A 13,109-nucleotide genomic window follows, 5' to 3' on the forward strand; every position below is an offset into this window, starting at 1 on the left:
CGGCGGCGGGGGGGGGGGGGCCCCGCGCGCCGCCCCGGGGGGGCGGGCCGGCGGCCCGCCCCGCCCGGCCCCGGCCGCCCCCGCGGCCCGGGGCCCCCCGCCCCCGTCGCCGGGACTCACAGCGCCAGGAACGCCCCCGTCAGCAGCGCCACCCCCGCACCGGCCAGCACCCAGGCCGCCCCGGTGCGGCGCAGCCCGCCCGCCACCACGACGGAGGCCAGCAGCAGCGCGCCGCCCAGCGGAACCCACGCGTACAGGACTCCGGCCGGACCCGACCTGAGGACCTCACCGGTGCCCGGCTTCACCACCACGTCGTAGCTGCGCCCCTTGCGCACCGCCGCCGAGTCGATCTCCACCCGGGCGCGCGCCGCGGACCCGGGCGTGCGCGGCGTGTACGGCCCGCTGCACGTATCCCGGGCGCACGCCGTCACCTCGACCGTGCCGCGCTCGCGCCCCTTGGTCAGCATCACGTACGGCGCGGTGCTCCACGACGCCCAGACGCCCGCGACCAGGACCAGCACCGCGACCACGCCCATCAAGGCGACCCGGCCGAACCGCAGCGCGGCGACCGAGGCGGTGCGGGCGGCGTCGCGGGGCGGACGGCCCTGACCGGTGGCCGTACGGCCCCGGCGGGAACGGCGGGCGATGGCTGCGGCGGCGGGCATGGCCGGGATCATTGGCCATACCTGCACGCCCGGTCAACTCACCGCCGGCCGGGACCCGGACAAGTCAGGAGTTGTACGCACTCTGCGCCCGCTCCAGGCCCTCGGCGAGCAGACACTCCACGGCGTCCGCCGCCCGGTCCACGAAGTAGTCCAGCTCCTTGCGCTCGGCCGAGGAGAAGTCCTTCAGCACGAAGTCCGCGACCTGCATCCGGCCCGGCGGCCGGCCGATGCCGAACCGCACCCGGTGGTAGTCGGGGCCCATCGCCTTGGTCATCGACTTCAGACCGTTGTGCCCGTTGTCACCGCCGCCCCGCTTCAGACGCAACACCCCGTAGTCGATGTCCAGCTCGTCATGGACGGCCACGACATGGTCGAGGGGAACCTTGTAGAAGTCGCGCAGCGCGTTCACCGGACCGCCCGACAGGTTCATGTACGACATCGGCTTGGCCAGCACCACCCGGCGGCTGCCCGGCCCCGGCGGGCCGATCCGCCCCTCCACGACCTGCGCCTGCGCCCTGCCGGCCCGCTTGAACCGGCCCCCGATGCGGTCGGCCAGCAGATCCGCCACCATGAAACCCACGTTGTGCCGGTTCATGGCGTACTCCGGTCCGGGATTGCCGAGCCCCACGATCAGCCAGGGGTCGCTCGCGGAACTCACCGGGGTGCTCACGTCCATGTCTCCTTGATACGCGCCTGCCCACAGCGGCCGGTCGTGCACCGCTGTGGGCAGGCGTTCTGCAGGGCGATGGGAATCCCCCTGCTCGTTCGGAACCCGGGGGAGGAGGGCACAGCCATACCGCCGGGCGCCCGCTGAAGGGAGGCGGCGGGACAGCTGCGCTCAAACGGCCGGTCAGGCCTCCGCGGCCTCTTCGCCCTCGCCCTCTTCGCCCTCCGGGGCCTCCTCGGCCTGGGCGGCCAGGACCTGGAGGACGACCGCGTCCTCGTCGACGGCCAGCGAGACACCGCTGGGCAGGGTGATGTCCTTGGCGTGGATGGAGGCACCGGCCTCCAGGCCCTCCACGGACACGGTGACCTGCTCCGGGATGTGCGTGGCCTCGGCCTCGACCGGCAGCGCGGCCAGGACGTGCTCCAGCAGGTTGCCGCCCGGGGCCAGCTCGCCCTCAGTGACGACGGGAATCTCGACGTTGACCTTCTCGCCACGCTTGACCAGCAGCAGGTCGACGTGCTCCAGGAAGCCCTTCAGCGGGTCGCGCTGCACGGACTTCGGGATCGCCAGCTCGTTGGACTTGCCGTCGATGTCCAGGGAGATCAGGACGTTCGGCGTGCGCAGCGCCAGCAGCAGCTCGTGGCCCGGAAGCGTCAGGTGCAGCGGGTCCGCGCCGTGCCCGTACAGAACGCCGGGAACCTTGTTGTCACGGCGGATACGGCGGGCGGCGCCCTTGCCGAACTCGCTGCGCGTGGCGGCGGAGATCTTCACCTCGGACATGCTCATCACTCCTCGTAGAAGTAGGGACTGTGGTCACCCGGCCTACGAACGGCCTGCTACGAAGAGCGCGTCGATTACGGACCGCCGCATCCGCGCAAACGGAAACGGCCTCCCTCGCCGAGCAACTTCAGCAGTCTACTCGGGGAGGAAGGCCGAACCCAAAACGATCTCGAACGGACGCCAGAGTGATCGTTACTGCTCGTCGAACAGGCTCGTGACCGAACCGTCCTGGAACACCTCGCGCACCGCGCTGGCGATGGTGGGCGCGATCGACAGCACCGTGATCTTGTCCAGCTCCAGCTCGCCCGGCGTGGGCAGCGTGTCCGTGAAGACGAACTCGCTCACCTGGGAGTTCTTCAACCGGTCCGCGGCCGGACCCGACAGCACACCGTGTGTGGCCGTCACGATGACGTCCTCGGCGCCGTGCGCGAACAGCGCATCCGCGGCGGCGCAGATGGTGCCACCGGTGTCGATCATGTCATCCACCAGCACACAGATACGGCCCTCCACATCACCGACGACCTCGTGCACGGTGACCTGGTTCGCCACGTCCTTGTCACGCCGCTTGTGCACGATCGCCAGCGGCGCCCCGAGACGGTCGCACCAACGGTCGGCCACCCGCACCCGGCCCGCGTCCGGAGAGACGATCGTCAGCTTGGCACGGTCCACCTTGCTGCCCACGTAGTCCGCCAGCAGCGGCAACGCGAACAGGTGATCCACCGGCCCGTCGAAGAAGCCCTGGATCTGGTCGGTGTGCAGATCCACGGCGAGGATGCGGTCCGCGCCCGCCGTCTTCATCAGGTCGGCCACCAGACGCGCCGAGATGGGTTCACGGCCACGGTGCTTCTTGTCCTGCCGCGCGTAACCGTAGAACGGCACGATGACGGTGATGGAGCGGGCCGACGCGCGCTTGAGCGCGTCGATCATGATCAGCTGCTCCATGATCCACTTGTTGATCGGGGCCGTGTGGCTCTGGATCAGGAAGCAGTCCGCACCGCGGGCCGACTCCTGATACCGCACGTAGATCTCGCCGTTGGCGAAGTCGAACGCCTTCGTCGGGACGACCCCGACACCCAGCTCGTGGGCGATCGCCTCGGCAAGCTCGGGGTGGGCGCGGCCGGAGAAGAACATCATCTTCTTCTCGCCGGTCGTCTTGATCCCGGTCACAGCACTGTCTCCTCAGAGGGTGTTCGCAGCTGGGTGTCGAGATGACCTCGTCAACCGTGCGCGAGAGGCCGTCTCAGCTGGTGGGGTGCGGGTGTGCACTTATCACGGTACGCCGTCCCAGACGCACCTGTTTCCGGTCAGGCTTCGCCCTCCGACTTCGGGGTGGCCGCCTCGGCCGCCTTCGCGGCCGCGCTACCGGGACGCTTGCGCGCCACCCAACCCTCGATATTCCGCTGCTGACCGCGGGCCACGGCCAGCGAACCCGGCGGCACGTTCTTCGTGATCACGGACCCGGCGGCGGTGTAGGCACCGTCCCCGATCGTGACAGGAGCCACAAACATGTTGTCCGAACCGGTGCGGCAGTGCGACCCCACCGTGGTGTGGTGCTTGTCCTGCCCGTCGTAGTTCACGAACACACTCGCCGCCCCGATGTTCGTGTACTCGCCGATCGTCGCGTCGCCCACGTACGACAGGTGCGGCACCTTCGTACCCTCGCCGATCCGGGCGTTCTTCGTCTCGACGTACGTGCCCACCTTCGACTTCGGACCCAGCCGGGTCCCCGGCCGCAGATAGGCGTACGGTCCCACGGAAGCCTCGGGACCCACCACGGCGCCGTCGGAGACGGTGTTGTCCACCCGCGCCCCGGCGCCCACCCTGGTGTCGGTCAGCCGGCTGTTCGGCCCCACCACGGAGCCCGCCGCCAGATGCGTCGCACCGTGCAGCTGCGTGCCCGGCAGCACCGTGACGTCCTGCTCGAACGTCACCGTCACGTCCACCCACGTCGTCGCCGGGTCCACCACGGTCACCCCGGAGAGCATCGCGGCGGTCAGCAGCCGGTCGTTCAGGATGCGGCGCGCCTCCGCCAGCTGCACGCGGTTGTTGATGCCCGCGATCTCGCGGTGGTCGCCGGCCACGCTCGCGCCGACCCGGTACCCGGCCCCGCGCAGGATGCCGAGCACATCGGTGAGGTACTCCTCGCCCTGGCTGTTGTTCGTGCGGACCTTGCCGAGCGCGTCGGCGAGCAACCGCCCGTCGAAGGCGAACACACCGGAGTTGATCTCCCGGATCGCCCGCTCCGCCTCGGTGGCGTCCTTGTGCTCGACGATCGCGGTCACGGCGCCGGTCTCGGCGTCGCGCACGATCCGGCCGTACCCGGTGGCGTCGGGGACCTCGGCGGTCAGCACCGTCACGGCGTTGCCGTCCCCGGCGTGCGCGGCGGCGAGGTCGCGCAGGGTCCCGGCGGTGAGCAGCGGGGTGTCACCGCACACGACGATGACGGTGCCCTCGACGGAGCCGCCCAGCTCCTCCAGACCCATGCGGACGGCGTGCCCGGTGCCCTTCTGCTTCTCCTGCACGGCGGTACGCGCCGCGGCGTCCACTCCGGCGAGGTGCGCGGTCACCTGCTCGCGGGCGTGCCCGACCACGACGACCAGGTTCTCCGGGTTCAACTCACGCGCGGCGGCCAGCACATGGCCGACCAGGGAACGGCCGCAGATCTCGTGCAGGACCTTGGGTGTGGCCGACTTCATACGGGTGCCCTCACCCGCTGCGAGAACTACGACGGCTGCCGGGCGAATGGCGCTCACGGGATGCCCTTCGGCTTCTGGGTGGGGTGGACATCCGCAGGATACCGGGGCGGTCGTGGGGGGAGACGAGAGCGGGTCCCGGCTGCGACAGCCAGGACCCGAACGTAGCTTGCTCCCCCGCCAGGACTCGAACCCGGACAGATGGCACCAAAAGCCACAGTGCTTACCAATTACACCACGGGGGATCATATCGGCTAAACCGGACATTCAGTCAGGCCGCCGACTGACACCCCCTACTATGCCGTACCACCAGCCCTCGATGCGACGGTATAGCTCGGCGCCCTGGAGGACGCCGATCACGAGACAGCCGCGGTAGTCCTCGCCGACGTTCTTGCGCGTGGTCTTGGGGTTGTGCTTCTTGAGGGTGGTCCTCATGAACTGGGAGGCGTTGACCTTGAGCAGGTCGGACCAATAGCGCTCGGCTCCCTCCACGTCACCCGTCTCGTGAATCATGACGCGGTACCGCAGGCGCTCCTGTTCAACGCCGAGCAGGTCCAGCCAGCTCCGGAAGATCCGGATGACGTTCGGGTCGCTGTTGATGAACAGGACGTTCTCGCGCCTCGCGTACGGCTTGTCCTTCGCGCCTTCGGCCCAGTAGAGGGCGACTCCGGTCAGGAACAGGTCCCGGTCGCTCATGTCGCCGATCTCGCCCATGGCGACCGCCTTGGTCTGCCGCCTCTGCTCGTCCCGCACCGCCAGTTCGTGCTCCCACCTCTTCCGGGCGGCCAGCTTCGCCTGCTCCGACGGGTCGCGCCGCTCCGGCCTCGGCAGATCCCGCACCCACAGGGAGACCGAACTCTTCGAGCACCCCAGCTCGATCTGGATCTGGTCGTAGGTGCGGCCCTGGAGGCGCAGCTCGCGCGCCCTGTCGCGCAGGTCGTCCTTCGCGTTCGGGCGCCTGGTCCACTCCGGGGCGGGCTCGCCCTCCAGGAGCCGGTTGAGGATGTCGTTGTTGTCGACGTGCAGGCGGTCGCGGATCTGGCGTCGGCTGAGTCCGTCCCGCCGCAGTGCCACCGCCTTCTCGCGCAGGCCTTCGAAGTCGGTGTACTTGCCGCGTGAATGTGCCATGGACATACGATCCGGGCGGAATGTCAGATTCCGGGCCCGGGTGAGGGATGTTCAGCAGTTCGAGGGATATCGGTCGTTCTCGCTGTCGTTCGATTACGCGCTGTGCTTGGTGTTCGTGGGTGAAACTCGCCGGAAAAGCCGGTGGGCGCGCCCGTAGGCTGGAGGCATGACCACGACGGGGGAAGAGCACGCCACCGCCCTGACCGGGCCGTGGTGGTGGACGCGATGGCGCAGCGCGCTGTTCGACGGGAGTCTGGCGCTGGTGTCGGCCGTGGAGTGCGGGGCGGAGGGGCAGTCCTTCGCCCGGGACGCGGGGCTGCCGATCGCCGTGGGCGTGGTGTTCGGGTTGCTGGCCGGTTCGGTGCTGCTGGTGCGGCGTCGCTGGCCGATAGCCGTGGTGTTGGTGGCGATCGCGGTCACGCCGGCCCAGATGGGTTTCCTGATGGGCATCGTCGGTCTCTACACCCTCGCCGCCTGCGAGCTGCCGCGCCGGATCATCGGGGCGCTGGCCGGGATGTCGCTGGTCGGGACGATGGTCGTGACGTTCGTGCAGGTGCAGCGGGACATGGCCCGGGGGGACTTCTCGCTGGGGAACTGGTTCGTGCCGTTCGCCGCCGTCACCACCTCGCTCGGCCTGACCGCGCCCCCGCTTCTGCTCGGTCTGTACGTCGGCGCCCGGCGGCGGCTGATGGAGTCCCTGCGCGAGCGGGCGGACAGCCTGGAGCGGGAGCTGCAACTGCTCGCGGAGCGGGCGGAGGAGCGGGCGGAGTGGGCTCGGGGCGAGGAGCGGACCCGGATCGCCCGGGAGATGCACGACGTGGTAGCGCACCGGGTGAGCCTGATGGTGGTGCACGCCGCCGCGCTGCAGGCCGTGGCGCGCAAGGACCCGGAGAAGGCCGTGAAGAACGCCGCGCTGGTCGGCGACATGGGCCGGCAGGCGCTGACGGAGCTGCGCGAGATGCTCGGGGTGCTGCGCAGCGGCGGTGAGGAGCAGCAGCGCCGGCGGGTCGCTTCCTCCGCCGCGCCGCCGCTGGTGGCGGTGGGCGCGGCCGCGGCGGCGGCCGCCTCCCGTGCCGCGGGGGAGCCGGGCGGTGTGGAGGGTCCGTGTCTGGCCGAGCTGGAGGAGTTGGTCGGGCAGTCGGCGGCTGCCGGGATGGTCGTGGACCTGTCCGTGCAGGGCGAGGCGCGGGAGTACGGCACGGAGATCGAGCAGACCGCGTACCGCGTGGTGCAGGAGGCGCTGACCAACGTCCACAAGCACGCGGCGGGTGCGAAGACGTACGTACGGCTCGCGCACCGGGCGGCGGAGATCGCGATGCAGGTGGAGAACGAGCCGCCGCCCGAGCAGGCGTCGGCTCCGCCGGTCCGTCTGCCGTCCGGCGGCAACGGCCTGCTCGGCATGAGGGAACGGGTCCACGCCCTGGGCGGCGTCTTCGTCTCGGGGCCGACGGACACGGGTGGCTTCCGCGTGTCCGCGGTGATCCCGGCCGCGTCCTGGGGAGCGGCGGCCGGGCGGCCGGGCGGTTCGCCGCCGGGTGGCTGACGGCCCGGTGGCTGGCGGCCCGCCGCCGGGGGGCTGACGGTCTGTGGTCCGGGGGCGGTTGGCGCCGCGGTCCGGAGATCCCGGTGTAACGGGGATCTCGGCGGTCCGGCTGGTCCGGCGGTTTCCGGGGCCTGGCGATGCCGGCTCCTCGGTGGTTTTGCGCGGGCCGGGGCGGCCGGTGGTCAGGTGGCGGGCGGGGCTCCGGTCAGCCCGGGGTGAGGCGGGCCGGTGTGATGCCGGAGACCAGGGCCGTCAGGGACTGGTCGACGTCGGGGCCGAGGTACCAGTCGCCGGTGTGGTCGAGGGCGTAGACGCGGCCCTCGGCGTCGATGGCGAGGAGTGCCTGGCTGTCGGTCTCCGCGCCGAGCGGGCAGACCTCGGTGCCCAGCGCGCGGCCGAGGTCGCCGAGGGTGCGGGCCATGTGCAGGCCGTGCATGGGGTCGAGGTGCAGGTCCACGGGGGCGACCTGGCGGCCGGGTCCGGTCGGTGAGATCCGCAGTCCGCCGAACTCCGCCCAGGCCTCCACCGCGGCCGGGAAGACGCTGTGCCGGTGCCCGGCCGGCGAGGTGTGCTCGCGCAGGGCGTCGGCCCAGATCTCGGCCTGCTTTATGTCCCAGCGGCCCGGCTGCCAGCCGGCGGCGCGCAGCGCGGCGTCCACGGGTACGGCGAAGCGGGTCGAGTTCGCCCCTTGGCCGCGCGGGGCCGGGATCTCGGGGGCGGGGTGGCGGTCGGCGTGCATCTGCCCTTCGTTCGTCGAGGCGGTGGTGCGGCCCCGTCGGGCCGGCCGGTCGTACGGGCCCGGGTCTCGGGCCGGTCCGTCAGCCGTCGCCGCCCGCGGGGTCGACGATCCGCACCCCGAAGTGGGCGCTGAGCGCGGTGCAGGCGCGGCAGGGCGCGGCGAAGCTGCCGTGCAGCGGGTCGCCGTCCTCGCGGATGCGGCGGGCCGTCAGTTTGGCGTGCTTGAGCGCCTTGCGGGCCTCGCCGTTGGTCATGGGCCGGCGTGCGGCGCGCTTGCTGCGCGCGGAGTCGGCGGCGCTGATGTGCCGGGAGATGAGGATGGTCTCCGCGCAGCGGCCGGTGAACCGGTCGCGCTGGGCGCTGGTGAGGGTGTCGAGGAAGTCCTGGACGAGGGGGTGCAGGGCGGGCGGCTCCTCGCCGCGGGCGGCGGTGCCGGTGAGGGTGGCGCCGCGCACGGAGAGGGCGGCGGCGATGGCGGGCAGTATGCCGTCGCGGCGGTGCCGGAGGGTGGGGGCGTGGGGCGTCTCGCTGCTGCTCCAGTCGATCCGCGGGTCACCGGACGTACCGGCCCGGGGGTCGCCGGGCGTACCGGTCCGCGGTCCCGTCTGCGTCGCTTTCATGATCATCATTCCCCTCCGGAGCATCCCCCCGAAGGACACAGAGTGCCAAATCGCGTGGCCGCTGTGGAAGCTGGGGCGGCGCGACACGCCCTGTTCGGGGCGGTGCGTCACGGCGGGGTGACGGCTGGTCACGGCGGTGGCGGTGCTCGTCCGCGCGGGTGAGGGGCGGCGGACCGGCCGGGGCGGGCCGGTCGCCGGGCCGGTGGGCGGTGGCCCGGTGACCGGGGTCGGCGTACCGCATAGGCTGTCGGCACGCCGGCGCGCCGCGGTGCGTGCGGCCGACGCGTGGCGAGGAAGCGCGCGTGGCAGGGAAGTAGTCGATACGGGTCTCGGCGGCGCCGGCGGACAGCCGGGCGGTCGCCGCGGGCCGTCCAGAGTGCCGCAGGGGGCAACCGCCATGACGACAGGTCGGCTCGGGCTGGGCGTTCCACCCGGCCGCCAGGCCGCAGGACAGGCCGCACCGCCGAACGCGGCCTATGCCGGGCAGATCGTGCACTTCCCGGATCCGGTCCGGGCCGCACGCCACCCCAGAGGCGTGCGGGTGGACGAGCGCGGTTACCCCGACTTCTCGCCGTACGCGCGGGCGGCGGTGGAGATCGCCGAGCCGCCGGAGGGTTTCGGTGTCGACGAGCTGCGGCTGACGGACTACGTCTCGGCCAACGCGGCGCTGGCCGCCGCCGGGCACGAGCTGTGGGACACGGTGCCGAACGTGGCCACGCCGCACGGCTGGACCTGGCACCACGTGGCCGGCGGCCGGCGCCTGGAGCTGGTCCCGGTCGAGGTGAAGGCGCTGCTGCGCCACCACGGTGGCATCGCGACGTCCCGCGTCGACCAGGCCAAGCGCGGCACGCGCCCGTTGCAGGAGACCCGGCCGGCCCACTTCGGGCTGCCGAAGTCCGGTGTGGCGGTGACGGAGGAGCAGGTGCAGGGCGTCGAGGAGGACCTCGGCTACCGGCTGCCGGGCGCCTACCGGTCCTTCCTGAAGGCGGCGGGCGGTTGCGCGCCGGTCGGCACCGCGCTGGACGCGGAGCTGGGGCTGCTGATCGACCAGCCGTTCTTCACGGTGCGCGACGAGGCGGCCGTCAACGACCTGGTGTACGTCAACAAGTGCCTGCGCGACCACCTCACGAAGGACTATCTGGGCGTGGCGTTCGTGCAGGGCGGTCTGCTCGCCGTGAAGGTGAGGGGTGAGGGGGCCGGTTCGGTGTGGTTCTGCGCGTACGACGACGTACGGGACGTGGACCCGGCGTGGCCGCAGGCGGAGCGTGTCCAGCGGCTGCTGCTGCCGTGCGGCGCGGACTTCGACGCGTTCCTGTCCCGGCTCGCGGGTTCGCCGCCGGAGCTGGAGACGGTGGCGAACCTGATGGTGGACGGCGGGTTCGCGCGTGTCGTCCCCGTCTCTTCCGAGTCGTCGGTGGGGGAGTGAGCTGAAGAGATGGTGACGTTCGCGCAGGCGCAGGAGCGCGCCGAGGAGTGGATCAACGGCGACGTGCCCGCGTACCAGCACCGCGAGGTGCGGGTGCGGGAGTTCGAACTCGGGTTCGTGGTGTGGGCCGAGGACCGTGCCGAGGGGCCGCGTTCGGACGGGGGTGCGCACCGGCTGGTCATCGCCCGGGACAGCGGCGAGGCCACGCTGTGGCCCGCGCTGCCGGTGGGCGAGGTGATCCGCCGCTACGAGGAGGAGTACGGCCGTCCCGACGCCGTCGAGGACGCCGCACCGGCGCCCGCGGCCCGGGTGGACCTCAACCAGACGTCGTTCCTGCTGACTCCGCCGGAGTGGTTGCAGGAGGCGGCGGACCGGCTGGGCATCCCGGACGACAGGGGGGCCGGCCGCGACTCGGGCGAGGACGCGCGCGCCGGCTCCGGTGCCGGCGTCGACTCGGGTACGGGTACGGGCGGTTCGTTGCCCGAGACGCAGGCGGGGGTGCCGGTGGGCGCGTCCGCCTCGGGTGCGCCGGGTGCTCCCGAGGCGCCCGCGGGCGCGACCCCGTGGGCCGGTACGGACACCAACGCCGAGGTCGGCGAGGACCGTTCCGTCCCGCTGCCCGCCACCGTGTTCGCACCGCCGCTGAGCGAGGCGGACGCGCCGGCGCACGCCGCCGCGCCGGACGCCAAGACGGCGTTGATGTCCGGCGGCAGCCAACTCCCGCGTACGGCCGTGGCACCGGCGCTGGGCGATGCCGACGCGGCGGGCCCGGCGGGCGCTTCGCAGGCCCCGCACACTCCTGGTACGCCCCCGGGCGCGCCCGGCGCACCCCAGGGCACCGTGCCGCCGCCCCCGCCGGGCGGTCCGTCGTACGGCGCTCCGCAGGTTTCCGGCGCTCCGGGCGCCCCCGCGGCTCCGCCGGTCCCCGGCGGCCCGGGCACGCCCCCGCCGCCCGCGGGCGGTCCCGGTTCTCCGCCCCCGCCGCCCGGCGTCCCGGGCACGCCTCCGCCGCCGCCCCCGCCGGGCGGTCCCGGTACCCCTCCGCCCGGTGGTGCGCCGTACGGCTCCCCGCAGGGACAGGGCGCGACCCCGCCGCCCGGCGGGCGGCCGCTGCCGCCGCACGCCGGTGACATCGCCGACGCCGCGACGAGCAAGGCGGCCCCGCCGCCGCGCCGCGGCCGGGGCGGCGGCGCCCACACGCCTCCGCCGCCGGCCGCTCCCGGCGTGCCCGGCGCGCGGCCGTCCGGTGTCCCGGCGACGCCCCCGGCCGGTGTCCCCGGCGCGGCCGGCGGGTACATCCCCACCCAGCTCGTCTCGTCCCTGGGCCCCGACGGACCCGAGGGCGCGGTCGCCCCGGCCGGTCCGCAGTCCCCGGGCGCTCCCGGCACGCCCGGCGGCCCGCCTCCGGGCGGTGTCCACCACGCCGCCACGATGCTGGCCGACCCGAACCAGCCCGGCGCGCCGCAGCCCCCGGGCGCTCCGGCGGCTCCCGGCGCACCGGGCGCGCCCGGCGCCCCCGGCGCGGGACAGGGCGCCCTGCACCGCGCGGCGACCATGCTGGCCGGTCCGCCGCAAGGCGCCCCCGGCGCCCCGAACGTTCCCCCGCCGCCGCCCCCGCCGGGCGGCCCGGGCGTACCGCCCCCGCCTCCGCCGGGCGGACCCGGCGTTCCCCCTCCGTCCCCGCTCGCCGGACCCGGCGGTCCCGGTGTGCCTCCCGGTGGGCCGCAGCCCATGCCGCCCGGGCCAGGGGCGATGCCGCCGCCCGTCGCCGGGCCGCCGCCGGCGTACGGCTACCCCCCGCAGGGGCAGCCGACGGTCGGCCCCGGCTACCAGGCGGTGCTGCGCTACCGCGCGCAGGACGGCTCGGAGCAGCAGCTGATCCGGCGCTCCGCGCCGGGCACCCCGCACCCGGAGTGGCAGATCTTCCACGAGCTGCGCGCCATGAACGTGCCGCCGGACCAGGTGCTGGAGCTGCACACCGAGCTGGAGTCGTGCCGGCTGCCGGGCGCCTACTGTGCGCGGATGATCGCCGAGCAGTGGCCGCAGGCGCGGATCACCTCGATCGCGCCGTATGGTGCGGACCACGCCAGCCGTCAGCAGGGCATGCAGCAACTGCTGGCCCATCAGGGCGAGTTGCATCAGGTGGCGGACGGCCCGGCGCGGCCGGGACCGGTGCGCGCGCCGCTGCCGCCGGTGCAGCCCGTGCCGCCGATCCCGCCGGAAGGCGTCGCGCAGGAGCTGGCCGCGGCCTTCGGGCCGGGGATCTTCCGGTTCGAGCAGGCCGCGGTCTCCCGCCAGGGCGTGCCGCCGGTCGTCGCGCACACGCTGGTGGTGGCGGGGCTGCCGCTGGACATGGGCCCGTTCTTCTGGGCGCAGGCGCAGCCGGGCCGGCCGGTGCCGACGCTGGCGGAGCTGGCCGCCGAGCGCGGGGTGCAGCCGGCCCCGGACGCGGGCTCGTACCTGGTGATGGGCAGCGACTTCGGCAAGGCGATCTGCGTGCAGTACGGCACGGCCCACATCGTGGCGGTGCCGGTGGAGGCGGGGCCGGGCGGTACGTCGGTGCCGCCGCAGTTCGTCAACACCGGGCTGCCGGAGTTCGCGCGCTGCCTGGCGCTGCTCGGGCGGATGTGGCGGCTGCGCTACGGCCTGAACCAGGAGCAGGCGGGCCGCTGGACCGTCGACTTCCAGGCGCAGCTCGCCGCCCTCGACCCGGCGGCGCTCGGCTCGCCGGAGAGCTGGTGGTCGGTGCTGCTGGAGCAGATGTGGGACGGACTGCTCTGAGCGGGTGAACAGTGCCCCTCGAAGGTGACCGTCAGATCGGCGAGCCGGGCGTACCCGGGCGCGGGGTG

General features: G+C 73.5%; 11 protein-coding genes and 1 tRNA gene. 3 read left to right on the forward strand and 9 right to left on the reverse strand.

The genetic code is table 11. The features are described 5' to 3' along the window. Positions 1–116 precede the first annotated feature (116 nt). The 7 genes from AB0N63_RS35660 to AB0N63_RS35690 all read right to left on the reverse strand — a co-directional run bounded on the left by AB0N63_RS35660 (position 117) and on the right by AB0N63_RS35690 (position 5,933). On the reverse strand, positions 117–677 hold the full coding sequence (locus AB0N63_RS35660) for a hypothetical protein (protein WP_365536105.1): 561 nt from the start codon (positions 675–677) through the stop codon (positions 117–119). 52 nt (positions 678–729) lie between these two features. Continuing rightward, positions 730–1,341, reverse strand: coding sequence for an aminoacyl-tRNA hydrolase (gene pth / locus AB0N63_RS35665; RefSeq protein ID WP_365536108.1), 612 nt, complete (start codon positions 1,339–1,341; stop codon positions 730–732). A 174-nt stretch (positions 1,342–1,515) separates the two neighbouring features. Next, complete coding sequence (locus tag AB0N63_RS35670; protein WP_365536110.1) at positions 1,516–2,112, reverse strand: 50S ribosomal protein L25/general stress protein Ctc; 597 nt, start codon at positions 2,110–2,112, stop codon at positions 1,516–1,518. Between the two features lie 192 nt (positions 2,113–2,304). Further along, positions 2,305–3,279, reverse strand: a complete 975-nt coding sequence (locus AB0N63_RS35675) for a ribose-phosphate diphosphokinase (RefSeq protein ID WP_365536113.1) — start codon at positions 3,277–3,279, stop codon at positions 2,305–2,307. Between the two features lie 137 nt (positions 3,280–3,416). Further along, a complete protein-coding gene (gene glmU / locus AB0N63_RS35680) occupies positions 3,417–4,865 on the reverse strand; it encodes a bifunctional UDP-N-acetylglucosamine diphosphorylase/glucosamine-1-phosphate N-acetyltransferase GlmU (RefSeq protein WP_365536116.1) in 1,449 nt (482 codons plus the stop codon). Positions 4,866–4,977: 112 nt separating this feature from the next. After that, positions 4,978–5,050: transfer RNA gene (locus AB0N63_RS35685), tRNA-Gln, on the reverse strand. Between the two features lie 22 nt (positions 5,051–5,072). Next, positions 5,073–5,933, reverse strand: a complete 861-nt coding sequence (locus tag AB0N63_RS35690; RefSeq protein WP_365536118.1) for a hypothetical protein — start codon at positions 5,931–5,933, stop codon at positions 5,073–5,075. A gap of 166 nt (positions 5,934–6,099) precedes the next feature. On the opposite strand from AB0N63_RS35690, the gene AB0N63_RS35695 reads away from it, so the two are divergent. Continuing rightward, a complete protein-coding gene (locus AB0N63_RS35695) occupies positions 6,100–7,476 on the forward strand; it encodes a histidine kinase (RefSeq protein ID WP_365536119.1) in 1,377 nt (458 codons plus the stop codon). A 205-nt stretch (positions 7,477–7,681) separates the two neighbouring features. Here AB0N63_RS35695 and AB0N63_RS35700 read toward each other — a convergent pair whose 3' ends face one another. Both AB0N63_RS35700 and AB0N63_RS35705 read right to left on the reverse strand, forming a co-directional pair. After that, the gene (locus AB0N63_RS35700; protein WP_365536121.1) at positions 7,682–8,215 is read right to left on the reverse strand and encodes an SUKH-3 domain-containing protein; all 534 of its coding nucleotides are present in this window, start codon (positions 8,213–8,215) and stop codon (positions 7,682–7,684) included. A gap of 79 nt (positions 8,216–8,294) precedes the next feature. After that, positions 8,295–8,843, reverse strand: coding sequence for a YwqJ-related putative deaminase (locus tag AB0N63_RS35705; RefSeq protein WP_365536123.1), 549 nt, complete (start codon positions 8,841–8,843; stop codon positions 8,295–8,297). 388 nt (positions 8,844–9,231) lie between these two features. On the opposite strand from AB0N63_RS35705, the gene AB0N63_RS35710 reads away from it, so the two are divergent. Both AB0N63_RS35710 and AB0N63_RS35715 read left to right on the forward strand, forming a co-directional pair. After that, on the forward strand, positions 9,232–10,260 hold the full coding sequence (locus AB0N63_RS35710; RefSeq protein ID WP_365536125.1) for an SMI1/KNR4 family protein: 1,029 nt from the start codon (positions 9,232–9,234) through the stop codon (positions 10,258–10,260). Positions 10,261–10,269: 9 nt separating this feature from the next. Continuing rightward, positions 10,270–13,041, forward strand: coding sequence for an SUKH-4 family immunity protein (locus AB0N63_RS35715; protein ID WP_365536127.1), 2,772 nt, complete (start codon positions 10,270–10,272; stop codon positions 13,039–13,041). The last annotated feature ends 68 nt before the right edge of the window (positions 13,042–13,109 follow it).

Source organism: Streptomyces sp. NPDC093260, from assembly GCF_040683715.1.
In the GTDB taxonomy this organism is placed as follows: Bacteria; Actinomycetota; Actinomycetes; order Streptomycetales; family Streptomycetaceae; genus Streptomyces; species Streptomyces sennicomposti.

Excerpts from the sequence above, each read along its gene's own strand:
- AB0N63_RS35710 (WP_365536125.1), top strand. The coding sequence starts at position 9,232 with ATGACGACAGGTCGGCTCGGGCTGGGCGTTCCACCCGGCCGCCAGGCC.
- AB0N63_RS35695 (WP_365536119.1), top strand. The coding sequence starts at position 6,100 with ATGACCACGACGGGGGAAGAGCACGCCACCGCCCTGACCGGGCCGTGG.
- pth (WP_365536108.1), bottom strand. The coding sequence starts at position 1,341 with ATGGACGTGAGCACCCCGGTGAGTTCCGCGAGCGACCCCTGGCTGATC.
- AB0N63_RS35715 (WP_365536127.1), top strand. The coding sequence starts at position 10,270 with ATGGTGACGTTCGCGCAGGCGCAGGAGCGCGCCGAGGAGTGGATCAAC.
- AB0N63_RS35690 (WP_365536118.1), bottom strand. The coding sequence starts at position 5,933 with ATGGCACATTCACGCGGCAAGTACACCGACTTCGAAGGCCTGCGCGAG.
- AB0N63_RS35670 (WP_365536110.1), bottom strand. The coding sequence starts at position 2,112 with ATGTCCGAGGTGAAGATCTCCGCCGCCACGCGCAGCGAGTTCGGCAAG.
- AB0N63_RS35705 (WP_365536123.1), bottom strand. The coding sequence starts at position 8,843 with ATGATGATCATGAAAGCGACGCAGACGGGACCGCGGACCGGTACGCCC.
- AB0N63_RS35660 (WP_365536105.1), bottom strand. The coding sequence starts at position 677 with ATGATCCCGGCCATGCCCGCCGCCGCAGCCATCGCCCGCCGTTCCCGC.
- AB0N63_RS35700 (WP_365536121.1), bottom strand. The coding sequence starts at position 8,215 with ATGCACGCCGACCGCCACCCCGCCCCCGAGATCCCGGCCCCGCGCGGC.